19 protein-coding genes are annotated in these 22613 nt (G+C 67.9%); 14 read left to right on the top strand and 5 right to left on the bottom strand.

Annotation, left to right across the window (positions count from 1 at the left end; translation table 11 throughout):
• Positions 1 to 8 precede the first annotated feature (8 nt).
• From BM004_RS13770 to BM004_RS13710, 13 genes are all read left to right on the top strand, one after another.
• Positions 9 to 665, top strand: coding sequence for a hypothetical protein (locus BM004_RS13770; RefSeq protein WP_093214028.1), 657 nt, complete (start codon positions 9 to 11; stop codon positions 663 to 665).
• Positions 666 to 717: 52 nt separating this feature from the next.
• Positions 718 to 2100: a type VI secretion system protein TssL, long form gene (gene tssL / locus BM004_RS13765; RefSeq protein WP_093214026.1), complete on the top strand. Its 1383-nt coding sequence runs from the start codon at positions 718 to 720 to the stop codon at positions 2098 to 2100.
• A gap of 21 nt (positions 2101 to 2121) precedes the next feature.
• The gene (tssM, locus tag BM004_RS13760; protein WP_093214022.1) at positions 2122 to 6174 is read left to right on the top strand and encodes a type VI secretion system membrane subunit TssM; all 4053 of its coding nucleotides are present in this window, start codon (positions 2122 to 2124) and stop codon (positions 6172 to 6174) included.
• 3 nt (positions 6175 to 6177) lie between these two features.
• Entirely contained in the window at positions 6178 to 6948 is a 771-nt protein-coding gene (gene tagF, locus BM004_RS13755) for a type VI secretion system-associated protein TagF (protein ID WP_093214020.1), read from the top strand.
• Positions 6945 to 8009 (top strand): TagK domain-containing protein, encoded by a 1065-nt coding sequence (locus tag BM004_RS13750; protein WP_093214017.1) that lies wholly within the window; start codon positions 6945 to 6947, stop codon positions 8007 to 8009. Before tagF ends, BM004_RS13750 begins: the two co-directional genes overlap by 4 nt.
• Positions 8010 to 8080: 71 nt before the next feature.
• Entirely contained in the window at positions 8081 to 9214 is a 1134-nt protein-coding gene (gene tssG, locus BM004_RS13745) for a type VI secretion system baseplate subunit TssG (protein WP_371269469.1), read from the top strand.
• A 20-nt stretch (positions 9215 to 9234) separates the two neighbouring features.
• Positions 9235 to 10329 (top strand): type VI secretion system protein TssA, encoded by a 1095-nt coding sequence (locus BM004_RS13740; protein ID WP_256219889.1) that lies wholly within the window; start codon positions 9235 to 9237, stop codon positions 10327 to 10329.
• Positions 10329 to 10931: a hypothetical protein gene (locus tag BM004_RS13735; protein ID WP_093214014.1), complete on the top strand. Its 603-nt coding sequence runs from the start codon at positions 10329 to 10331 to the stop codon at positions 10929 to 10931. Before BM004_RS13740 ends, BM004_RS13735 begins: the two co-directional genes overlap by 1 nt.
• 137 nt (positions 10932 to 11068) lie before the next feature.
• Positions 11069 to 11428: an ATP-dependent Clp protease adapter ClpS gene (clpS, locus tag BM004_RS13730; protein ID WP_070060554.1), complete on the top strand. Its 360-nt coding sequence runs from the start codon at positions 11069 to 11071 to the stop codon at positions 11426 to 11428.
• 67 nt (positions 11429 to 11495) lie between these two features.
• Complete coding sequence (clpA, locus tag BM004_RS13725; RefSeq protein ID WP_093121422.1) at positions 11496 to 13817, top strand: ATP-dependent Clp protease ATP-binding subunit ClpA; 2322 nt, start codon at positions 11496 to 11498, stop codon at positions 13815 to 13817.
• A 174-nt stretch (positions 13818 to 13991) separates the two neighbouring features.
• Positions 13992 to 15437 carry a cardiolipin synthase gene (gene cls, locus BM004_RS13720; protein WP_093121424.1) on the top strand — a complete coding sequence of 482 codons (1446 nt, stop codon included), beginning with the start codon at positions 13992 to 13994 and terminating at the stop codon, positions 15435 to 15437.
• A complete protein-coding gene (gene sbcB, locus BM004_RS13715) occupies positions 15438 to 16877 on the top strand; it encodes an exodeoxyribonuclease I (RefSeq protein WP_093214011.1) in 1440 nt (479 codons plus the stop codon). It abuts the gene before it with no gap.
• A 14-nt stretch (positions 16878 to 16891) separates the two neighbouring features.
• The gene (locus tag BM004_RS13710; RefSeq protein WP_093214009.1) at positions 16892 to 17332 is read left to right on the top strand and encodes a DUF3574 domain-containing protein; all 441 of its coding nucleotides are present in this window, start codon (positions 16892 to 16894) and stop codon (positions 17330 to 17332) included.
• A gap of 36 nt (positions 17333 to 17368) precedes the next feature.
• Here BM004_RS13710 and BM004_RS13705 read toward each other — a convergent pair whose 3' ends face one another.
• Positions 17369 to 18346 carry a Bug family tripartite tricarboxylate transporter substrate binding protein gene (locus BM004_RS13705; protein WP_093214006.1) on the bottom strand — a complete coding sequence of 326 codons (978 nt, stop codon included), beginning with the start codon at positions 18344 to 18346 and terminating at the stop codon, positions 17369 to 17371.
• A 69-nt stretch (positions 18347 to 18415) separates the two neighbouring features.
• Between BM004_RS13705 and BM004_RS13700 the strand changes: the two genes are divergently transcribed.
• Entirely contained in the window at positions 18416 to 19258 is an 843-nt protein-coding gene (locus BM004_RS13700) for an NAD-dependent protein deacetylase (protein WP_093214004.1), read from the top strand.
• On the opposite strand, the gene BM004_RS13695 is transcribed toward BM004_RS13700, so the two are convergent.
• Genes BM004_RS13695 through BM004_RS13680 form a run of 4 tightly spaced genes read right to left on the bottom strand, consistent with a single transcriptional unit; the run spans position 19255 to position 22605 of the window.
• On the bottom strand, positions 19255 to 20505 hold the full coding sequence (locus tag BM004_RS13695) for an immunity 26/phosphotriesterase HocA family protein (protein WP_177206501.1): 1251 nt from the start codon (positions 20503 to 20505) through the stop codon (positions 19255 to 19257). The two genes, BM004_RS13700 and BM004_RS13695, sit on opposite strands and share 4 nt — an antisense overlap.
• Before the next feature lie 18 nt (positions 20506 to 20523).
• Positions 20524 to 21456 carry an alpha/beta hydrolase gene (locus BM004_RS13690; RefSeq protein WP_093213999.1) on the bottom strand — a complete coding sequence of 311 codons (933 nt, stop codon included), beginning with the start codon at positions 21454 to 21456 and terminating at the stop codon, positions 20524 to 20526.
• Positions 21453 to 22313 (bottom strand): sterol desaturase family protein, encoded by an 861-nt coding sequence (locus BM004_RS13685; RefSeq protein ID WP_093213997.1) that lies wholly within the window; start codon positions 22311 to 22313, stop codon positions 21453 to 21455. The genes BM004_RS13690 and BM004_RS13685 overlap by 4 nt, the downstream gene beginning before the upstream one ends.
• Before the next feature lies 1 nt (position 22314).
• Entirely contained in the window at positions 22315 to 22605 is a 291-nt protein-coding gene (locus tag BM004_RS13680; RefSeq protein WP_093213996.1) for an EF-hand domain-containing protein, read from the bottom strand.
• Between the last annotated feature and the right edge of the window lie 8 nt (positions 22606 to 22613).

The following is a 22613-nucleotide window of genomic DNA, read 5'->3' as shown; positions in this document are numbered from 1 at the left end:
AGCAACCCATGACCACGCCCATCACCAGCCTCCAGAAGGAATACATCCGCCTGCTCGACAGCAGCGCGGCGGCCATGACCATCGCCGGCGCCGACATGACGCCGGGCGCCTTCGTGGGCGTGGTCTGGCGCAACCTCACATTCACCGGCTGCGACTTCGCGGGCGACGGCAATGTCAGGTTGGCATCGATGACCGACTGCACTTTCGTCGACTGCCAGTTCCTGGCGCCGAACCACGACTTCGGTGTGATGCAGAAGGTGAGCTTCAGCCAGTGCCGATCGGTCGGCCGGTCGGTCTTCTGCGGCCGCGACGGAAGCAGCGGCGTGGTGTTCGACGGCTGCACCTTCTCGGGCGGCGGATCTGCTCCCGCGGAGTTCGAAGGCATCGGCTGCACGGGCGAGGTGGTGTTTCGCAACTGCACCGGGAGCGGCGACGTGCTCGTGGCCGGCACGCGGCTCATGATGGAGAGCTGCCAGTTCGACAACATGACCTTCGCCATCGGCCGCCAGCGCAGCCGGGGCGCGCCGCTCGCCGCAACGGTGGTCATCGACCACTCGCAAGGCACGGGGGTGTGGCGGATGGTCGACGGCCGCATGAAGACCAGCCATATCCGCAACAGCAGCTTCGAACAGATCGTCAACGACGGTTCCGAGTGCGAGGCCTGACCGGGTCCGCTTCCTTCATCTCGACCAGCCCCCTCATTTTTCCCGACGTGCCATGCCCTACAACGAAGAACCAGACGACGTATTCGAAGGCGCTGGCAGGCGTGATCCGCACGGCGATCCGCTGGACGGCACGGCTGTGGTCCGCAGCTTGGCCGAAGGCCCGGCGCTCGCCCCCGAGGCCGCAACGCAAGATCGTCTTGCCGCAGTCGTGGCGGCGCAGAACCCCTTGCTGGAGGCCGCGCAGCCCTTGTTGCGCGCGCTGGCCGACATGCCGGCGACGCTCGGTGAGGACGGGCTGACGGCCATCCATCGGCTGCTGGAGCGCGAGGTGGCGAGCTTCCAGTCGATCTGCAGCAGCGCGCACCTCAGGCATGAACATGCCGTCGCCGCGAGCTACTCGCTGTGCACGGCGTTGGACGAAGCGGCCAACAGCACGGAGTGGGGTGGAGGCAAGGCCGGCGAGGCCGGTGTCTGGGCCGGCCAGCAATTGGCCGCGAAGTTTCATGGCGACACCAAGGGGGGCGACAAGTTCTTCCTGCTCGTCGGGCGCCTGGCCGCGAGCCCGCAGGAGCACATCGACCTGCTCGAACTGATGTACCAGATCCTCGGACTTGGCTTCGAAGGACGTTTCAGCACGGCTGCCAACGGGCGCCGCCAACTGGAGACGGTGCGTCACCGGCTCTTCAACCTGCTGGGAACCGCGCGTGGCGATGTGCCACAAGACCTTTCCCCGCATTGGAAGGGCGTCGGCGCGGGCAGGTTTCGCTTGCTGCGCAGCGTACCGGTATGGGTGAGTGCATCGCTGCTCACGTTGATCCTTCTCGGCCTCTTCGCCTGGTACAAGTACCAGCTTCTTCACCTCAGCGCCGACGTGGAAGAGCGCATCGCGGCCATCGGCCGGATGCGGCCACCGCCGGCGCCGCCAGCACCGCCGATCAGGCCGCTGCGGCTGAAGGAGCTGCTGGCGCCTGAGATTGCGCGCGGCACCGTCAGCGTGGACGAAGACGACCGTCGCAGCGCGGTCACCTTCAAGGGCGACGACATGTTCGTGCCGGGCCAGGCGCGGATGAACGCGAAGATCCTGCCGGTCCTGGCCAAGGTGGCCGATGAGATCAACCAGGTCTCGGGTTCCGTGCAGGTCACCGGTCACTCGGACAACCGGCCCATCAAGACCCGCGAGTTTCCCGACAACCAGGTGCTGAGCGAGAAGCGCGCTGCCGCGGTGGCCGCCGTGCTGCAAGGCCGAGGCGTGGTGGCCTCGCGCATCCGCACCGAGGGCCGCGGCGACACGGCGCCGATTGCCGACAGCGCGACGGCCAGCGGACGCGCGAAGAACCGCCGGGTCGACATCGTCGTCACGCAGGGCGACGACCGCAGCCATCCGGTCGTGCGGCCGGTACCGCCGCCGGCACCGCGCGCGGCTGTGGTGCGCTAAGGGCAGCCAAGGAAGCTTTTCATGCAATACCTCAAACAGTTCCTGGCATTTCTCTTCTCGCGGCAGATGCTCGCCTTTGCCGCCATGGCGCTGCTGGCGCTGGCGATCTGGTTCATCGGACCGTTGCTTGCCATCGACGGGCTGCGCCCGCTGGCCGCGGTCGGGGTGCGGGTCACCTTCATCGTCCTGCTGCTGGTGCTCGGCATCCTCTGGCTGGTCTCGGGGCCGTACAGCCTGGTGGGCATTGCCGCACTTTGCCTGCTGGTGTGGCACGCCGGGCCGCTGCTGGCCGTCGGCGCGGCCAAGCCGCTGGCGCCGGCCTGGTTGCGCGCTGCCTTCATCGCGGCCATCCTGCTGGCCTGCGTGCTCTACTGGCTCTACAGGTTGTGGCAGGCCCTGCGCAACAACGAAGACCTGCTCGCCAGGCTCCTGAACTTCGGCCGCGACACCGGCAAGGACGACACGGGCAAGGAGGAGATCAAGACGGTCACCGCGGCCGTCAACCGCGCCCTGGCGCAGCTCAAGGGCTTGCGCGGCGCTGGCGGATTGCGCCGCGTGTTCGAGGGCAAACGCTATCTGTACGAGTTGCCCTGGTACATGATCCTGGGCAGCCCAGGCGCCGGCAAGACCACGGCCTTGCTCAACGCCGGGCTGCAGTTTCCGTTGGCGCGCCAGATGGGCCATGCCTCCAGGCGCATGGTGTTCAAGTCGGAAGGTGGCACGCTGCACAGCGACTGGTGGTTCACCAACGAAGCCGTGCTGATCGACACCGCCGGCCGCTACACCACGCAGGAAAGCAATCCCGTGACCGACCCGGTCGAGTGGCGCGGCTTTCTGGGCCTGCTGCGCAAGCACCGCACGCGCGCGCCGCTCAACGGTGTGATCGTGGCACTCAATGCGGCCGAACTGCTGACCATGACGGCCATGGAGCGCGCCGAACATGCGGGCATGGTGCGCGACCGGCTGGCCGACATGCGCGAGGAACTGGGCATCCGTTTCCCCGTGTACGTGGTTGTCACCAAGATGGACCTGCTGCGCGGATTCAGCGAGTACTTCCAGTCGCTCACCAGCGAAGGGCGCACGCAGGCCTGGGGCTTCACCTTGCCGTTCCATGGCATGAAGAGCTCCCGTGCCGCCGTGGAACGGCGCGAAGCATTGCGCGCGCAGATGCAGGCAGAGCTCGCGTTGCTCAAGGAGCGGCTCGCGGCCGGATTGCGCACGCGCCTGAACGAAGAGTTCGACGTCGAGCGCCGCAAGCGGCTGTTCGCCCTGCCGCAGGAACTGGCGGGGCTGGCGGGTCCGCTGGTCCCGATGCTCGACGAGATCTTCCTGGCGTCACGCTTCGACCGGACGCAACTGCACGACACCTTGCGCGGCGTCTATTTCACCAGTGGTGCGCAGGCCGACACGGACTTGCCGGCCGACCCCGGCACCTTGTTCCAGCGGCTGCAGCGCAGCCTCGGTGTGCTGCCCCGAAGGGCAGCCGGCTCGGCGCCGACGCGTGGGCAGCAAGGCTTCTTTCTGCAGGACGTGCTGACCAGGGTGATCATTCCCGAGGCGCACCTGGTGCGCCCGAACCTGCGCTGGGAGTTTCGCTTCCGGCTGCTGCGGCTGGCGGGGCATGCGCTGTCCGTGGTGCTTTTTCTCTGGCTTGCCAGCGCATTGGCACTCAGCTTCGGCAACAACCGCCTTTACCTGGACACCGTGGGCCAGCGCGCGCAAGTGCTTGCCGGCCAGGTGCGCACGCTGTTCGCCAACTTCAACCCCGCGGGCGTTCCCGACGTGCTCAACGGGGCCCGCGAGCTGCCGGGCTATGTCGGCCTCGATCTCGACAACCCGCCCGGCAGTTTTCTCTATGGCCTGTACACAGCACCCCCGATCCTGGGCGCGACCGGCGAGGCCTATGCGCGGTTGCAGGACCACATGCTGCTGCCAACCATCCTCAAGCGTGTGGAAGCCGTGCTGGCGCAGAGTGTGAAGGACGGCGACGCCAAGACCGCCTACGAGACCCTGCGCGTCTACAAGCTGCTGCACGACCGCGAGCGCTACATGAAGGGCGGCGCGCGCGACGTGCGCAACTGGGTGCTCAAGGACTGGGAGAACGCGGACAGCGCCGCGGCCTTCGGCGGTCGCGCCTCCATGATCGATCACGTGACGGCGCTCTTTTCCGGCGAGCGACCGGTGCAGTCGGGCTCGTTGCCCAACGAAGCGCTGGTGCGCTCGGTGCAGGACTTCCTCAACGGCAATACCTCGACCCAGCGCGTCTATGAAAGGGCCAAGGCCGCCATGCTGCCCGAGGCGCCGCAGGAATTCACGCTGGTGCGGGCGGTCGGGCCGCAGGCCGGCACGGTGTTCTCGCGGGCCGGCGGCCTGCCGCTCGAGAAAGGCGTGCCGGGGCTTTTCACCTACGACGGCTACCACGACGTCTTCAACAGGCGCCTGCCGGAGTTCGTGGGCCGGGCGCTGGACGACGATGCCTGGGTCATGGGGCGCGACGGCACCGTCGCCGGCGTCGCGGGAGGCCAAGCGAAGGCCGCGCAATGGGTGGACGAGGCCGCCCGCAAGCTGCAGAACGATCCTTTGCTCGAGGACATCCGCCGGCAGTATCTGGCGGAGTACGCGCGGCACTGGGAAGCTTTCCTCGAATCGATTCGCACCGTCAGCGGCAGCGACCCCATCGGAACCAACAGCACGACCGGAACCAACAGCACCAGTCTCGGCTTCGACCTGAATGTGCTGCGGCAATTCGCCGCGCCCGATTCGCCGTTGGCACGGTTGGCGCGCGCGGCCGCACGGGAGACCACGCTGTCTCGCCCGTTAGCCGTTCGTGCGCAGGAGGACAAGGGCTTTCTCGACAAGGCCACGGACGAGCTCAACAAGCAGACCAACGCCCTCGGCAGGAATCTCGGCATTCGCGCGGAGGAGCGGCTCGAGAAACAGATCGTCGACAACCGCTTCGCGGCGTTGCGCGAAGTCGTGACCGGCCAACCGGACATCGGTGCGGCAAGCACCGGCGCCGCAGGGGCCAAGGCGGGGCTTGAATCGGTCTCCGGCCTGGTCAACGAGTTCTATACCTTGCTGGTCGTCGCCGACACGGCACTCGCGGCCGGCAACCTGCCGCCCGGCGGGACAGAAGTCGGCGCGCGCCTGAAGCTGGAGGCCGGGAAACTCCCGGCGCCTTTTCGCGAGGTGCTGAGTGCGCTGGCTACCAGCGGCAGCGACAAGGTCGTGCAGGGTTCGGCGGGCATCCTGCGCAACCAGGCGCAACTGCAACTCGACCGCATCATGGGCCTGATGGCGATGCAGGTCAGCGAGCCTTGCAAGCGGGGCGTGGAGGGGCGCTATCCGCTGGTGGCGGTGGCGCAGGACGCGTCCATCGAGGACTTCACTCAGGTGTTCGCGGTCGGCGGCGCTGCCGACGAGTTTTTCAACAAGTACCTCGCCGCATACGTCGACACCAGCGTGCGCCCATGGCGCTACAAGGATCCGAACACCGCGAACGCCATGGTCGGCGCAGAGGGCGCGGCCCTCGGCGTGGCGCCGGCGCCCGCCACCACGGGCCCGACGCTGCTCGGCGAGCTGCTCCAGCTGCTGGCCCGCAGCGGTCCGAACCTCGACGCCTTCTATCGGGCGCAGCAGATCCGCGATCTCTTCTTTCGCGACGCGGGCGGCAAGAAGTTCGCCTGGAAGATGGAGGTGCGCGTGCTCGAACTCGAACCCGGCATCACGGACCTGGTTCTCGACATCGACGGGCAGGGCCAACGCTACGTGCACGGCCCGGTGCAGCCTTTGCCGGTGAACTGGCCGGGACCGCGGGGTGGCTCGATGGCGGAGATCACCGCGAATCCGCGCATCTCGGGAGCGACCTCGACCATCCTGACGAACGGGCCGTGGGCGCTTTTTCGCCTGCTTGAAAAAGGGCGCATCGTGAACACCGCGACGCCGGGCCGCCTGAGCGTCGAGTACGCCTTCGACGGCCGCAAGGCACTGATCGACATCAATTCCGGAAGCCAGCCCAATCCGCTCAACAGCGACGTGCTCAAGGGCTTCCGTTGTCCCGGCAGGGCGGCCTGAGCCATGTGGCCCCGATGGATCGATGGCTGGCGCATCACGGCACCTGCCATCTGGGGGAAGCTGCCGGATCACGCAGACTTCGTGCGCAGCGGCGTGCGCCATGGCGAGCTGGAAGCATGGGCGGGCTGGCTCGACGAGCAAAGCCACAGCGCAGGCGTCGATGCCAGCGCCAAGGCGGTGGCCTTGCCCGCCGCTTTCGTCCTGCCACCCGGGACGCTTGCGTTTGCGCGTCGGCGCTTCGTGCTGGGTGTGATCGCGCCGTCGATCGACCGCGTGGGGCGCCATCACCCCTTGGTGGTGTACCAGAAGGCCCAGCCGCGTTGGGTGCTGCGGCATTTCGAAGCGCAGCTTCGGCAGCCGTGCGACTGGCAGTTCTGGCTGGCTCGCGCGGTAGCCCGCCATACGCAGGTGGAAGGCCGCGCCAATCTTGCGGCGATGGAAGGTACGGTGAAGGCGTTGTGGCGCGCGCAGGCCGGGGTGTTGGGCGCAGGGCGGAGCAACGACGACGAGGCGGAACAGGTGCAACAGGCCCGACAGGCTCAACAGGCGCAGCAGGCCCATCGCGCCGTCTGTTTGCTCGATCACTGGGCCGGCCCGTCGCTGCAGGACGACCTCGGTGCGCGACTCCATGGGGTTCGTTACCTGCCGTGGTCCGACTGGCCGCAGCGTTTGAGCGACGCGCGCGCCGAGAGTGCGTTCTGGCAGCAGGACGCGCAAGGGCGTTTTGTCGGCGCAGCCAACTGCTTGCAGAAATTGTGGGGTGGCATGCCATGAGCACCATGAACAGTCCTGGGGCGTCCACCGGCCCCGGCGAAATCCCGCCCTTGCGCCTTCGCCTGACGCATCGCGCGGGTGATGCCCGCAGCGGGGCATTGCGCATTCCCGCGGCCGGCGCCGGCATGGCCGACGCCCTCGAACTGTGCGGCGAACGCCAAAGCGACGCCCAGTGGCGCCTGGCGAACATGTGCCGCGTCGCCTGGAACATAGAAGCCGGGCGTTGGCAACTGCTGAATGGCAGTTTCACATTGACGTGCGTGGTCAACGGCGAACGCGTTCCCGGGGGCGGGTCGGTCCCCATCGCCGAGGGTGACTCACTGGAACTCGGGCTGCTGCGTTTCGTGGTGGAGCGGGAGGAGGGCGAAGCCTCCGAGGATCCGACGCCCGTGGCGTTCGGCAGCAAGGGGCCGATCGCACAGGAGCCATCGGCTTTCGACCTGCGCGATCTGGCAGCTCACGCCGAAGACGGTACCGGCATGGCAACGCACCCGAATCCTTTCGGGATGCTGGGCGTCTCGGGCGCGGGAGGGCGTTCAACGCAAGACGTCCTTTCGGCATTGATGGACTCGTCAGCGCAAATTACACCGCATGCCGCACCTGTTCTTTCTCCAGAAGCACCGCTGCCCAGATCCGACGAACCGCTGACCTTGCTCGACGAGCTCCATGACGAGTTCGTCCGGGTGGTGCGCGACCCCGGCCAACTTGCCGGACGCACCGACTGGGAGGGCCTCCTGGCGACGGGCGGCGAGCCGGCCCCCTCGCTGGACGACCTCCAGAGGCAGGCGGAGCCTTACGCCTTGCTGCGCGACATCCTGCTGCCGCGTGAAGGCATCGATCGCATCATCGAAGAGTTCGAGCCACTGGCGCACTCCGGCCTGCTCGATGCAGCGGAACCCGAGGACGTGCTGAGCTTGTTCGCTCCTGAACTGGCCCGCGACGCAAAGGTCCCGTTGCCTGGCCTCACGCGGCGCGAGCATCACGCGCTGTCGCCGGACAGCCACGTTCGCATCGGCTCGACGCGCACAGATGCCGGTCTCGATGAGGGCACACCCCATTGAAGCGCGATGCTGTCCCGCAGCCGCAGCCGCAGCCGCAGCCGCAGCCGATGCCGATGCCGATGCCGATGCCGATGCCGATGCCGATGCTTGAGCGGCTACGCCGAACGCCATGGAAGTTCGGCTTCTTCGCCTTGCTGCGCCGGCTTGGCGCGCAGCATGCACAGGAGCCACCGATAGGGCTGGCGAGCCGTCCCCAGCAGGAGTCTTTTCGCCTGGGGCAGGCGGCCGCGCTGACCTTTGCGCCGCGCGAAATCGCCGAAGCCGTGCTGCCGGGCGAAGAGGGCGCGCAAGTGCCCGGCGCCGCGAATCCCCGCTCGGGGAACAACCCGAGGCTCCCCGTCGTGCGCGTCTACGGTCTCGGCATGCTCGGACCGAACGGCCCGTTGCCGCTGCACTACACCGAGATGGTGCGCGAGCGCAGCGAGAACCACAACGACACGACGCTCGCGGATTTCCTGGACCTGTTCCATCACCGCTACCTGACGCACATTTACCGGGCGTGGGCGCAGAGCCAGGCCGCCGCGGGGCTCGATCGTATGAACGACGAGGTCTTCAGCGGCTATGTCGCCCGCTTGACGGGGCACGACCCGCTGGAGATCCGCGATTCGGTGCTCCCCGCCCATGCGCGCCTTGCGGCATCGACGCACCTGGGCCGGGAGGCCCGCAACCCCGATGGGCTGGCCGCCACGCTCGCGCGATTTTTCGCGGTGCCGGTGCAGTTGCACGAGTTCGTCCTCCACTGGATCCGCATCGATTCGGACGACCGCAGCCATCTGGGCCAGGCGCGGGCCTCCAGCGTCATGGGCGTGGGCGCGATCGCCGGGGAGGTCGTGGCCGACCGGCAGAACAAGTTCCGGCTGGTGCTCGGGCCGCTCAGCCTCGACCAGTACCTGGGCTTCACGCCGCAGGGGCGCGACCTGCCTTTGCTCGTCGAGTGGGTGCGCGGCTTCGTGGGACACGAGTTCGTCTGGGAAGTCGAACTGCGCGTGCGCAACGACAGCACGCCGCCCGCGCGGCTGGAAGACACCGAGAAGCTGGGCTGGTCGACCTGGCTCGGCGGGGCCGAAGGCGCAGGGCCAGCCAGCGGGGCCGATCCGGCCGGCAAAGGCGCCGCGCAAGCCGGCGGCTACACCGTCGGGATGGTCTTCGAACCCGAGCAGTACGTCGGGTCCCGCTGTCGCGACGCCGCGCCCGCGGCAGTTTGAGTTTTTTCGTTCGCATCACCATGACCCACGCCGTCCCTTCCAACGCCTCGCCCATTTCCCGTTTGCGCATGCCGCACGACGCCGTGCCGGACTGGCTGCATCCCATCAGCGCCGACACGCCCTGCGGTCCGAGTCTCGAATACGACGCCGAGTACGCCGTGCTGCTGTCGCGCATGCTGCCGCGCGGGGTTGCCCAGTACGGCGACTTCGTCGGCACGCCGGAGGCGCCGAACTGGGCGGAGATCGAGCGCGACTGCCGGCGCCTGCTGTTGCGGACCTGGGACATCAACCTGCTGATCTGGCTCTGCAGGGCCCGCACGCGGCTTGCCCAGGCCGCGGGGCTTGCGCAATCGCTGGTCGCGCTGGCCGAAGTCTTGCAGACCTGGCCCGATGCCATTCACCCGCAAATGGTCGTGGAAGGCGAGCGCGATCCGGCCGTTCGTGCCAATGCCCTCGCGGCGCTGGCCGACCCGGACGGGCTCTTGGGCGACGTACGCGACATCGTGGTCGCAGCGAACGCCGCCCGCCACCTGACCGTTCGCGAGGTGGAACGCGCCGGGGCCGTGCCTCGGCCGCTCGATGCTCCCAGTCCCGATTCGATGGCGCAACAACTGGACGAACTGCGGCTGGCTTCCGATGCCTCGGCCCCGGTGCGGCAACTCGCCGAGGCGTCGCGTGCCGCACGACGGATTGCCGTGTGGTCCGCCGCCCACCTGGGCCAGGACGCGCCTTCGCTGAAGCCGTTGGTGGTTTTATTGCAACTTTTCGATCCGGTCGAACGAGCAGTGAGCGAGAGGGTCGGCGAACCGGCCCATCCGCTCGAGAGCTTCGGTGCCCCTGCGATGCCGATCACACCCGCGACGTCCGATGGCGCTGGCGTGCGCGTCGCGTGGCGGGAAGATGTGCGCGACAGCCTCCGGGTCGCGCGCGAATGGCTTGAAATCCATGAGCCCAGCAGCCCGGTCGCGGTCCTGCTCAAGCAGGCCGAACGCATGATCGGCCGGCGTTTCTGCGAGGTGGCCGACGCGATTCCGCTCGATCTGCTGCGCAAATGGGAGGGTGAACGGGACGGCGAACGGGACCCCAAAAGGGATGCCGAAGGGGAGGTCGCTTGATGCACGGCATGTCGCTCGGCTTGCCGATCGTCTGCTTCCTCGTCGGCGCGCTGGGCGCTGTTCTGGGGGCGTGGGTCTACACGCGCAGGGCGACCGCGCAACTGGAGGCCCTGCGGTGGACGCTCGAGTTGGCCCGCGAGAAGGCCGAGCGCGACACGCAACTGGCCTCGCTGTGCGTGCCGCAATGGGTGCAGCAAGCCGTCCGGCTGGAGTTCGAACGTCTGGGAAAGCTGCAGGCGGCGCAATGGAGCGAGCAGGCGCGCGAACAGCAACGGTGGCAGGCCGAGCAGGACGTGTTGCGCCGCGGGGAGTGGCAGGCCTTGCAGGGCAATGCTGTCTGCCGGGTGCCGCCGGTGATGGCGGCGCCGGCGCCGGTGGCGCGGCCGCAAAGAATGCCGGTTGCGTCGCCGACCACCGAGCAGATGCGCCGATTCGAACCACCGAAAGCTCCGCTGCCAACACCAGTGGCCGCCGCGGAAGCTCCCGAGCGGGAACTCAGCGACGCGGAAATCGACGCATTGCCGCCCGATTTACCGGCGCCGGCACGTCCGCCAGGAAAAAAATTGCCGGCGCCCAAGGCGCGGGTGCTGCGCAATATATGAAAGACCGGCCTCGCGCCGGTTTTTTTATGTGCAATTTCTGTTGTCGGCAACGACGCAAGGCCCTTGATTTGTCGAATACGCGCCACCAAGTCCTCTGGCGTCGGCACGCCGCTTGCACGCTCTATAGAATCTTTTTCATGGCAACGAGAATTCCAAAAACTCCAAACACCCCGCCGGCGCAGAAACCGGCGGGCGATGACGGAGATTCGGTCGTCCTGGAGCGCCGGCCGCAGAAAACTGCGCCGCCCCAGATGTACCAGGTGGTCATGCTGAACGACGACTACACGCCGATGGAGTTTGTGATCGTCGTGCTGCAGGAATATTTCAGCAAGGATCGCGAAACCGCGACCCAGATCATGCTCAAGATCCACCTCGATGGCCGCGGCGTCTGTGGGGTTTATTCCCGCGATATGGCGGCCACCAAGGTGAACCAGGTGATGGAAGCGGCCCAGCAAGCCGGGCATCCGCTGCAATGTGTCAGCGAACCGGTTGCATGAACCAGTTGAATTGCGCAAGCTCCAACCCATCTGAGAACTTATTTACAGCAAGGCAAAAGGAAATCACATGATTGCCCAGGAACTGGAAGTCAGCTTGCACATGGCCTTCGTCGAGGCCCGGCAGCAACGCCACGAGTTCATCACCGTGGAACATCTGCTGCTCGCTTTGCTGGACAACCCGAGCGCCGCGGAAGTTCTGCGCGCCTGCTCGGCCAACGTCGACGACCTGCGGGCGTCGCTCACCAACTTCATCAAGGACAACACGCCCCAGGTGGCGGGTACCGATGATGTCGACACCCAGCCCACGCTGGGTTTCCAGCGCGTGATCCAGCGCGCCATCATGCATGTGCAGTCCACCGGCAACGGCAAGAAGGAAGTCACCGGCGCCAACGTGCTGGTCGCGATCTTCGGCGAAAAGGACTCGCACGCCGTGTACTACCTGCACCAGCAGGGCGTCACCCGCCTGGACGTGGTCAATTTCATTGCCCACGGCATCAAGAAGAGCGATCCGCCTGAAGCCGTCAAGGGTACCGGCGAAGCGCCTTCGGGCGAGGGCGAAGAGGGCGGCGGCGAACGCAACGAGAAGGCATCGCCGCTTGAGCAGTTCACGCAGAACCTCAACCAGATGGCCAAGGACGGCAAGATCGATCCGCTGATCGGCCGCGAGTACGAGGTCGAGCGCGTCATCCAGATCCTGTGCCGCCGGCGCAAGAACAACCCGCTGCTGGTGGGTGAGGCCGGCGTGGGCAAGACGGCCATCGCCGAAGGCCTCGCATGGCGCATCACGCAGGGCGACGTGCCGGAGATCCTGGCCGAATCGCAGGTGTTCTCGCTCGACATGGGCGCGCTGCTGGCCGGTACCAAGTACCGCGGCGACTTCGAACAACGCCTGAAGGGCGTGCTCAAGTCGCTCAAGGACAAGCCGAACGCCATCCTGTTCATCGACGAAATCCACACCCTGATCGGTGCGGGCGCAGCCTCGGGCGGCACGCTCGACGCGTCGAACCTGCTGAAGCCGGCGCTGTCCAGCGGCCAGCTCAAGTGCATCGGCGCAACCACCTTCACGGAATACCGCGGCATCTTCGAGAAGGACGCGGCCCTGTCGCGTCGCTTCCAGAAGGTCGACGTGGTCGAGCCGTCGGTGCAGGAAACCGTCGACATCCTGAAGGGCCTGAAGTCGCGCTTCGAGGAACACCATGGCGTGAAGTACGCCGTGGCGGCCCTGCAGGCTGCCGCCGAGCTCAGCGCCAAGTACATCAATGACCGTCATTTGCCCGACAAGGCGATCGACGTCATCGACGAAGCCGGTGCCGCCCAGCGCATCCTGCCGCCGAGCAAGCGCAAGAAGACCATCAGCAAGACGGAAGTCGAGGAAATCGTGGCGAAGATCGCGCGCATTCCCCCGGCCAACGTCAGCAACGACGACCGCGGCAAGCTGCAGACCATCGAGCGCGACCTCAAGAGCGTGGTGTTCGGCCAGGACAAGGCGCTCGAAGTGCTCGCCTCGGCGGTCAAGATGGCGCGTTCGGGCCTGGGCAAGGGCGACAAGCCGATCGGCTCGTTCCTGTTCTCCGGCCCCACGGGCGTCGGCAAGACCGAAGCCGCGAAGCAGCTCGCCTACATCATGGGCATCGAGCTGATCCGCTTCGACATGTCGGAGTACATGGAGCGTCATGCGGTGAGCCGCCTGATCGGCGCGCCTCCGGGCTACGTCGGTTTCGACCAAGGCGGTCTGCTGACCGAGGCCGTCACGAAGAAGCCGCACTCGGTGCTGCTGCTCGATGAAATCGAGAAGGCGCACCCGGACATCTTCAACGTGCTGCTGCAGGTCATGGACCACGGCACGCTGACCGACAACAACGGACGCAAGGCCGACTTCCGCAACGTCATCATCATCATGACGACGAATGCGGGCGCCGAGACCATGAACAAGGCGACCATCGGCTTCACCAACCCGCGCCAGGCGGGCGACGAAATGGGCGACATCAAGCGCCTGTTCTCGCCCGAATTCCGCAACCGGCTGGACGCCATCGTCAACTTCAAGGCGCTCGACGAAAACGTCATCCTGCGCGTGGTCGACAAGTTCCTGCTGCAGCTGGAAACCCAGCTCAGCGAGAAGAAGGTGGAAGTCACCTTCAGCGACAAGCTGCGCAAGCACCTGGCGAAGAAGGGCTTCGATCCGTTGATGGGCGCGCGTCCGATGCAGCGCCTGATCCAGGACACGATCCGTCGTGCACTGGCCGACGAACTGCTGTTCGGTCGCCTGACCGACGGTGGCCGCCTCGAAGTCGACCTCGACGACAAGGACGAAGTGCTGCTCGACATCCAGCCGCTTCCGAAGAAGGAAGGCAAGTCGAAGCCCGAAGCGGAAGAAGCCGCCACGGGTTGAGAGAACCGGGCGAGCCGCGGCCCATAAGGCCGCCGGCCTGCCTCGAAAGCGCCTGAAAAGGCCGGTAGCATTCGCGCTGCCGGCCTTTTTCTTTGGGCGCGGCCACTTCGACCGACTTCTCGCTCCCTTTCATTCCCCTTCGCTCCTTTTCGCTCCTTTTCGCTCCCTCTTGCCTTGATCCTCCCCGTCCTCAGCCCCGAATGGAAGACCGGCCTCTCCCTCGCATGGAGCGGCTACATCGCGGTGCTGTCGATCTGGATCGTGATGCAGAAGCGCGCGCCGGTGTCCACGATGAGCTGGATCCTGTCGCTCGCGCTGCTGCCGTTCGCGGGCTTCGTCATCTATTACTTCCTCGGGCCGCAGCGCCTGCGCAAGCAGCGGCTCAAGCGCCTGCGCAGCCGCGCCAGCGCCTTCGCCCAGGCCGACGTGGCGCGCCTGCGCGACGCCGCGCAGAACGCGCCGCCGGCGCTGCAGCAGATGGCCAGGCTGGGCACGGCGACCTGCGGGCTGCCGGTGTCGAGCGCGGTCGACGTCGAGCTGCTCTCGGGCGGCGCGCGCACCTTCGACGCCATCTTCGACGCCGTGCGCGCCGCGCAGGACCACATCCACCTCGAGTACTACATCTTCGAGCCCGACAAGATCGGCACCGCGCTGCGCGACCTGCTGGTCGAGCGTGCAAGGCAGGGTGTGACGGTGCGCCTGCTGATCGACGCGCTGGGCTCCAAGCGCATCGGGCGCAAGTTCATGGCGCCGATGCTCGAGGCGGGCGTGAAGCTGGCGCTGTTCCACGACACCAAGATCGGCCGCCGCCTGCGCCCGGTGACCAACTACCGCACCCACCGCAAGATCGTGGTGTGCGACGGCCGCGTGGGCTTCACGGGCGGCGTGAACATCACCGACGAGGAAGACAAGCGCACCAATCCCGACGCGTACCACGACGTGCACCTGCGCATCGAGGGCAGCGCGGTGCGCTGGCTGCAAACCACCTTCCTCGAAGACTGGACCTACGCCACCGGCGAAGACCCGCGCGGCATGGACGACACGCTGAACGCGCTGCTGCCGCAGCTGGAGGCGGGCGACATCCCGGTGCAGATCGTCACCAGCGGCCCCGACAACGCGATGGAAGCCATCCACCGCATGCACGTCGAGGCCATTCATTCGGCCACGACGCGCGCCTGGCTCACCACGCCGTACTTCGTGCCCGGCGAGCCCGCGCTCATGGCGCTCACCAGCGCCGCGCTGCGCGGCGTCGACGTGCGCCTGCTGGTGCCGCGACGCAGCGACTCGGCCATCGTGAGCGCCGCCGCGCGCTCCTATTTCGACGAGCTGATCGCCGCCGGCGTGAAGGTCTGGGAATACAAGGCGCGCATGCTGCACTCCAAGACCTTGGTGGTCGACGACCATTGCGCGATGATAGGCACCGCCAATTTCGACAACCGCAGCTTCCGCCTCAACTTCGAGGTGTGCGCGGTGGTTTATGGTCCCGAACTGGCCCGGCCGCTGGCGGCGCAGTTCGAGACCGACCTGCACAGCGCCGGCGCGGTGCGCGCCAACCGGCCCCAAAGTTTCTGGCGTCGCCTCGGCGATGCGATTGCGCGCTTGTCTTCACCCTTGCTCTGAATGAACCACACCTTTCTCTGGCACGACTACGAAACCTTCGGCGCCGTGCCGCGCCGCGACCGCCCCTCGCAGTTCGCCGCCATCCGCACCGACGCCGAGCTGAACGAGGTCGGCGAGCCGCTGATGGTCTATTGCAAGCCCGCGCCCGACTACCTGCCCAGCCCCGAGGCCTGCCTGATCACCGGCATCACGCCGCAGGTGTGCCTGGAGCGCGGCATTCCCGAGCACGAGTTCGCCGCGCACATCGAGAAGGCCTTCTCCCAGCCCGGCACCATCGGCGTGGGCTACAACACCATCCGCTTCGACGACGAGGTCACGCGCTTCCTGTTCTGGCGCAACCTGATCGACCCGTATGCGCGCGAATGGCAGAACGACTGCGGCCGCTGGGATCTGCTCGACGTGGTGCGCCTCACGTATGCGCTGCGCCCCGACGGCATCCAGTGGCCGAAGAAGGAAGACGGCAAGCCCAGCTTCAAGCTCGAAGACCTGGCGCGCGCCAACGGCCTGCTGCATGAATCGGCGCACGATGCGCTGTCCGACGTGCGCGCCACCATCGCGCTGGCCCGCCTCATTCGCGACAAGCAGCCCAAGCTGTTCGACTTTGCCTTCAGCCTGCATAAGAAGGACCGCGTGGCCAGCGAGCTCGGCCTGCCGGCCATGCGCGAGACCGCCAAGCCCTTCCTGCATGTGTCGGGCATGTTCCCGGTCGAGCGCGGCTGCATCGCCGTGATGTGGCCGCTGGCCAGCCACCCGACCAACAAGAACGAGCTGCTGGCCTGGGACCTCGCGCACGACCCCAGCGAACTGCGCGACCTCGACGCCGACACGCTGCGCCTGCGCCTGTTCACGCGCACCGCCGACCTGCCCGAAGGCGTGGTGCGCCTGCCCATGAAGGGCGTGCACCTGAACAAGTCGCCGATGGTGGTGGGCAACCTGCGCACGCTGGCGCCGGCCATGGCCGAGCGCTGGAACATCGACCTCGACACCGCCATGCGCCACGCCGCCATCGCGCGCGACCTGCCCGACATGAGCGCCATCTGGTCGCAGGTGTACGCCCGGCCGAAGGAGGCCGCGCCCGACGTCGACGAAGACCTCTACGGCGGCTTCGTCGGCAACGCCGACCGCCGCCGCCTCAACCAGCTGCGCGCGCTGTCGCCCGAAGAGCTGGCCAAGGACCGTACCGGTTTCGACGACGGCCGGCTCGACGAGATCCTGTTCCGCTACCGCGCGCGCAACTGGCCCGAGCTGCTCAACGAAGACGAGACCGAGCGCTGGGAATCCTTGCGCGTGGCCCGGCTGTTCAAGGGCGAGGGCGGGGCGCGCACCATCGAGATGCTGTTCAGCGAGGTCGATGCGCTGTCCGAAGAGGCCGACGAGCGCGCCGAGGAAATCCTGGGCGCGCTCTACGAGTACGCCGAGGCGATCGCGCCCGAGGCCTGAACGGTCACCGCGCCATGACACGCACCTCGTTCTCGCTGATGGCCGCCGCAACGGTGCTTGCCCTCGCCGGGTGCGGCGCCGTGCCGCCGGCGACTGTCGCCGCCGGCCGATGCGGCAGCGGCTTCGAGGCCTTCGAGCGCGACACGCTCTACTTCGGCCGTGCCATTCCCGCGGGCGGCCAGGTCTCGGACGCCGAATGGGGCGCCTTCCTCGACGAAAACGTGACGCCGGCCTTTCCGCAAGGCCTGACGGTGATCGACGCCACCGGCCAGTGGAGTGGCGTGCAGGGCGTGCAGGGCGGTGTGGTGCGTGAGCGTTCCAAGATCGTCGTGCTGGTGCATCCGCGCAGCGAGAAGGACGACGCGGCCATCACGCGCATCGTCGGCGCCTACCGCCTGCGGTTCGCGCAGGAGGCGGTGCTGCAGGAGCGGCAGGCGGTCTGCGTTCGCCTCTGAGGCTGCGGGGGGTGGTTGCCGGGGTCGGGTTCCAGCCTACAGCTTGATCCCCGCGCCCTTCACCGTCGGCCCCAGCACGTCGACCTGCTCCTTCACGAAGCCGTTGAACATCGCCACCGATTCCGGCTTGGCCACGATGCCCAGCTCGGTCAGCTTCTTCTGGATCTCGGGCATCACCAGCACCTCGTTGCACGCGGTGTTGAGCCGTGCCACCACGTCCGGCGGCAGCCTCGCAGGGCCCGAGAGCCCGAAGAAGTTCTCCAGCACCAGCTTCGGCTGGTGAAGCTCCACCATCGTCGGCACGTCGGGCATCAGCGGGGAGCGCTGCGTGCCCGTCACCGCCAGCGGCACCAGCTGGCCGCTCTTGAAGAACGGCACGTACGCGGTGATCACGTCGATGCCCACCGGAATGGTGTTGGCGATCAGGTCGGTGGTCATCGGTGCGCCGCCGCGGTAGGGCACGTGCACCATGTTGATCCCGGTGGTCTTCCTGAGCAGCTCGCCGTGGATGTGGCCGATCGACCCCGGCCCGCCCGAGCCGAAGTCCATGCGCCCGTCCTTGCGCGCCGTCGCCTCGAACTCGGCATAGGTCTTCAGGCCCGACGGCTTGCTCGCCATGACCACCAGCGGCGCCGCGCCCAGGTAGGCAATGTGGGTGAAGCCCGTCACCGGGTCGTAGGGCTGCTTGTCGAGCGTGAACGGCCCGAGCGCGATGGGCGTGGTGTTCGACAGCATCAGCGTGTAGCCGTCGGCCGCCGCGGCGGCCACCTGCGCGCCGCCGATGGTGCCGCCCGCGCCGGGCTTGTTGTCGACCACCACGGGCTGCCCGAGTTTCTTGGCCAACTGCTCGGCCATCACGCGCGCCAGCACGTCGCTGGAGCCGCCGGGCGGGAAGGTCACGACGATCCTGATCGCCCGGTCGGGCCATTGGGCGAAGGCGGGCAGGGCGGCCGAGGCGACGCCCGCGGCCAGGATGTGCAGCGCACCGCGGCGCGTGGGGCGAAAGGATGTCATGGCGTTCTCCGCAGACGGATAAGAACGAGGCCTTTAGCAGGAATCGGGCCGCCGACTTATGCTGGCCGCATGTCCGCCAATCCCCCCGCGCGCACCGCGCCCGCCGCGCTAGCCGACTTCGCCACCCGCCACCCCAGGCTCTTCGTGCTCACCGGCGCGGGGTGCAGCACCGAATCGGGCATTCCCGACTACCGCGACGCAAAGGGCGAATGGAAGCGTCCGTCGCCCGTCACCTACCAGGCCTTCATGGGCGAGGACTCGACGCGCCGCCGCTACTGGGCGCGCAGCCTGATCGGCTGGCCGACCATGGCCGGTGCGCGGCCCGGCGCTGCGCACCGCGCGCTGGCGCAGATGGAGCAGGCGGGCCGTGTGGGCCTGCTGCTCACACAGAACGTCGACGGCTTGCACGACGCCGCCGGCAGCCGAGACACCATCGACCTGCATGGACGCATCGATACCGTGCGCTGCATGGCCTGCGAACGGCGCATGCCGCGCGCAGCGCTGCAGCTCGAGCTGCGTGAACGCAATCCGCACTGGGCCGCGCTCGAAGCCCGCACCGCACCCGACGGCGACGCCGACCTCGAAGGCCACGACTTCTCCGCTTTCGACGTGCCAGCCTGCGCGCACTGCGGCGGCCTGCTCAAGCCCGACGTGGTGTTCTTCGGCGAAAGCGTGCCCAAGGAGCGCGTCACCGCGGCCTTCGCGGCACTGGAAGCGGCCGATGCGGTGCTTGTGGCCGGCTCGTCGCTGATGGTGTATTCGGGCTTCCGCTTCGTGCAGGCAGCGGCCGCGGCGGGCAAGCCCGTGGCGGCGGTGAACCTGGGCCGCACGCGGGCCGACGAGCTGCTCACGCTGAAGGTCGAACGACCGGTGGGCGAGGCGCTGGAGGAGCTGGCGAGCGAGCTGGCTTAGGTGTTCGCCTTGGGTGCGCGCTTGGCCTGGGGCTTGGCTTTAGGCTTGCTTTTGGGCTTGCTTTTGGGCTTGTTTTTGAGCGTTGGCTCCGCCGGTTGCATCTGCGCAATGAAGGCCTCGGGCGACAGGCTGCCGGCCCACTGCGCATACGCGGCATAGTCCGCCACGCCGTCGCACCCGATCTCGGCCAGCACCCGCTTGAACGTGGCGGCGTGCTCGGGGTGCCGCAACTCCCAGGGCCGCCCCGGCACGCGGCCCGCCAAGGCTTCCTGCAGGGGCGTGCGGTCCAGCATGCCGATGCCCATGCCGCTGTCGGTTTCGTCGCCGATCGCTGCATCCGCCAACCGGTGCCAGCCGAATCCCCAGTAGAAGAACGCATGCCCTTCCTGCGTCGGCGCCGTGCCGACACCGCAGGGAAAGTCGATGTCGCCAGGCACCAGCGCCTTGCGGCCGATGACCGGAAACCCGCCCCAGAAGAGCTGGTTGTCCATCATGGTCTGGGCCGGCAGCAGCGGCCAGGCCGACAGCGCTTCGACGCCGGGGTGCGGGTCGGCCGATGCGCCGTCGAACAACCGCACGATGAGCGGCACCGACATCACGTAGTGCCAGGGGTGGTCTTGCGGCAGCAGGCCGGCCGCGCGAATTTCCTTCAGGCTGCCCAGCAGCAGGCCGAAGCCGTAGCGCGTGTCGTCGATGCGAAAGCGAAAGACATCGCCGGGGCGGTACTTCAGCTGCTGGCGCGGGGCCGACTTCATCTCGGCGATCTCCTGGTGCAGGCCATCGGAGATGCGCTGCATCCGCGCACGCAGGTAGACGCGCAGCTCGGCGTGGTTGTGCAGGCTGCCGTCCTGCCAGAAATCGATGGCGCGCATGTTGCGCGTGTTGAGCGCGGAAACATCCGATTCCTTCAGCCGCTCGCCGATGAACGAGGCCTGGAACCAGCGGCCGTTGGCGCGCTCCGTCATGAGCAGCACGGCCGCGGAGATCTTGCGCTCCTTGCCGCGCGACGTCTTGGGCAGCAGGAAGGCGCGTTCGCGGGTTTCGAGCAGCGTGTCGACTTCGAGGTACCCGTCGGCGCCCGCGCGCAAGAACTTGCGCAGCGTGCCGCCGTCGAAGAAAGCCACGGTGTCCTTGAACATCACGCGCGTCCAGTGCGGCTCCACCGGGTCGAGGCCGACGCTGTCGCGCTCCGCGTTGTCGAGTTCGAAGAAAGGCTGGGGCAAATTGGAGGAGGGCTGCTTCGGCATGCCCTCCATCCTAGTTCGCTAGCTTTGCGGCTTGCCGATCGCACCCTGGGCGCCCAGGGCGCCCGTGGTGGCCTTCGCGCCCTGCGCCCCCACCGATCGCACGAACGCATCCACCGCCGCGGTGTAGCCGCCCGGCAACCCCAGCTCCGCATTGATCTGCGCATGCGAAAGATCTTCGGGCAGCACCTCGGCGCGTCCGCCGGTGGCTGCCACCCGCGTCGCGAACTGCTGCGACTGCGTGCACGACCCGTCGCGCCGCTGCGTCGAGCACACCAGCAGCACCGGCGCCGCACTCGGCGCGAGCGTGTCGGTCGGGGAGACGGCGCGCCACAGCGCGGGGTCGCTGCCGAACACGCGGTCGTAGAAGTTCATGTGCCGCCGCCGCATGAGCCCCGTGGTGTCCAGCGCGGCGCTGTCGAGCGCGATGGTGCCGAGCCAGGGGCGCGCGCCTTGCTGGCGCGCGATGTCGGGCGAGGCGCCGAGCAGCGCCACCAGGTGCGCGCCGGCCGAGTGGCCCATCAGCACGAAGCGGCCCGCGTCGCCGCCCCACGAAGGCGCGCTGGCCTGCGCAGTGGCCACCGCGCGCGCCACGTCCTGCGCCTGCTGCAGCACGTCGACCTGCGGCACGAAGCGGTAGCCCACCGACACCAGGATGAAGCCCTGGTCGCGCACCCAGTGCTCGACCTTCAGGTCGATCACCGAGGCGGCCGCCTTGTCGCCGAACATCCACGCGCCGCCGTGCACCATCACCAGCACCGGCGCACCGTGTGCGTTCGCGGGCAGGTAGACGTCCATGCGCTGGCGCGCGTCGGGGCCGTAGGGCAGGTCGGCGATGCGGCGGATGCCGGCGGGTGTCCCAGGTGTCGCGGGTGCGCCGGGTTGCTGCGCCATTGCAGGAAAAAAGGCCAGCAGCCCCAGCCAGGCCGCGCAGATCCGAAGAAGACGTGTCATGAAGAAGCTCCCGGAGGGCCGAAGAGGGTGGAGATTTTCGCGCGCCAGCCGCGGGCTTTCCAGAGGTCGCGGCCCAGGTTCGCCCATTCGTGGAAGGCGATGCGCAACGGGTTGTGCGTGCGCAGCGGCGTGGTCAGGCCGTAGCGCAGCGCCACGTCCTCGCGCTCAGCGGCGAAGGTGCCGAACATCCGGTCGAACACGATCAGCACGCCGCCGTAGTTGCGGTCCAGGTACTCGGGGTTGGACGCGTGGTGCACCTTGTGGTGCGTGGGCGTGTTCAGCACCCATTCGAGCGGGCCCAGGCGCGGCATCCACGGCGCGTGCAGCCAGAACTGGTACAGCAGGTTGGCGGCCAGCGTGGCCACCACCGCCAGCGGCGGAAAGCCCAGCCACACCAGCGGCGCGAAGAACAGCGCGGTGCCGGTGAGCTTGCCGGTCCAGCCCAGGCGCAGCGCGGCGGCCAGCGTCAGCTCGTTGGGCGAGTGGTGCACCGCATGCGTGGCCCAGAACCAGCGCACCCGGTGCGCCGCGCGGTGGTACCAGTAGTAGCAGAACTCCTGCCCGACGAACAGCAGCGCGAAGGCGGCGGGTGTGGCCAGCGAAATCGTGTCGACGCGGTGGGCATGCGCCCAGGCCAGCACCGGCGCCGCAATCGACAGCCCCAGCGCATCGACCGCGCGGCGGCCCACGGCATCGGCCAGCGAGGCGCCGTAGGCGCGCCAGTCGTAGGCCCGGTGCCGCACAAAGGTCTGCACCAGCCCTTCGAGCGTGGCCGCGGCCAGCACGAAGACCAGCAGGGCGGTCAGCCAGACGGCAATGCCCGGCCCCATCGATTCGCGAAGCACATCGAAGGACATGCTATTTCTGCCGCCCGTTGCGCTGCTGGGTCGCGGCGTAGGCCTCGATCTGGTTCATCGTCACGCTGCCTGCATGGGCGCTGTCGATGGTGTCGAAGTTGCGGTAGACCCAGGGCATCTTGCCGCGGGCTTCGTCGCGCGTGAGGCGGCCGTCGATGTTGGTGTCGGCGGCGCCGAAGCGCTTGTGCAGTTCGCTGCGCATCTGCTCGACGCGGCCGGCATCGGGCGCCTGCGCGCAGGCGGTGAAGGAGGCGGTGGCAAGCACCAGCAGAAGGGCGTGGCGGGTGGTCATGGCGGTGC

Source organism: Variovorax sp. OK212 (assembly GCF_900112425.1).
GTDB lineage: Bacteria > Pseudomonadota > Gammaproteobacteria > Burkholderiales > Burkholderiaceae_C > Variovorax.
Note: the sequence above shows the minus strand (reverse complement) of the source record. Positions and strands in the feature narration are given on the sequence as shown.

Coding starts and splice junctions, on each gene's coding strand:
- BM004_RS13770 (WP_093214028.1), top strand. CDS start 9: ATGACCACGCCCATCACCAGCCTCCAGAAGGAATACATCCGCCTGCTC.
- tssL (WP_093214026.1), top strand. CDS start 718: ATGCCCTACAACGAAGAACCAGACGACGTATTCGAAGGCGCTGGCAGG.
- tssM (WP_093214022.1), top strand. CDS start 2,122: ATGCAATACCTCAAACAGTTCCTGGCATTTCTCTTCTCGCGGCAGATG.
- tagF (WP_093214020.1), top strand. CDS start 6,178: ATGTGGCCCCGATGGATCGATGGCTGGCGCATCACGGCACCTGCCATC.
- BM004_RS13750 (WP_093214017.1), top strand. CDS start 6,945: ATGAGCACCATGAACAGTCCTGGGGCGTCCACCGGCCCCGGCGAAATC.
- tssG (WP_371269469.1), top strand. CDS start 8,081: ATGCCGATGCCGATGCTTGAGCGGCTACGCCGAACGCCATGGAAGTTC.
- BM004_RS13740 (WP_256219889.1), top strand. CDS start 9,235: ATGACCCACGCCGTCCCTTCCAACGCCTCGCCCATTTCCCGTTTGCGC.
- BM004_RS13735 (WP_093214014.1), top strand. CDS start 10,329: ATGCACGGCATGTCGCTCGGCTTGCCGATCGTCTGCTTCCTCGTCGGC.
- clpS (WP_070060554.1), top strand. CDS start 11,069: ATGGCAACGAGAATTCCAAAAACTCCAAACACCCCGCCGGCGCAGAAA.
- clpA (WP_093121422.1), top strand. CDS start 11,496: ATGATTGCCCAGGAACTGGAAGTCAGCTTGCACATGGCCTTCGTCGAG.
- sbcB (WP_093214011.1), top strand. CDS start 15,438: ATGAACCACACCTTTCTCTGGCACGACTACGAAACCTTCGGCGCCGTG.
- BM004_RS13710 (WP_093214009.1), top strand. CDS start 16,892: ATGACACGCACCTCGTTCTCGCTGATGGCCGCCGCAACGGTGCTTGCC.
- BM004_RS13705 (WP_093214006.1), bottom strand. CDS start 18,346: ATGACATCCTTTCGCCCCACGCGCCGCGGTGCGCTGCACATCCTGGCC.
- BM004_RS13700 (WP_093214004.1), top strand. CDS start 18,416: ATGTCCGCCAATCCCCCCGCGCGCACCGCGCCCGCCGCGCTAGCCGAC.
- BM004_RS13695 (WP_177206501.1), bottom strand. CDS start 20,505: ATGCCGAAGCAGCCCTCCTCCAATTTGCCCCAGCCTTTCTTCGAACTC.
- BM004_RS13690 (WP_093213999.1), bottom strand. CDS start 21,456: ATGACACGTCTTCTTCGGATCTGCGCGGCCTGGCTGGGGCTGCTGGCC.
- BM004_RS13685 (WP_093213997.1), bottom strand. CDS start 22,313: ATGTCCTTCGATGTGCTTCGCGAATCGATGGGGCCGGGCATTGCCGTC.
- BM004_RS13680 (WP_093213996.1), bottom strand. CDS start 22,605: ATGACCACCCGCCACGCCCTTCTGCTGGTGCTTGCCACCGCCTCCTTC.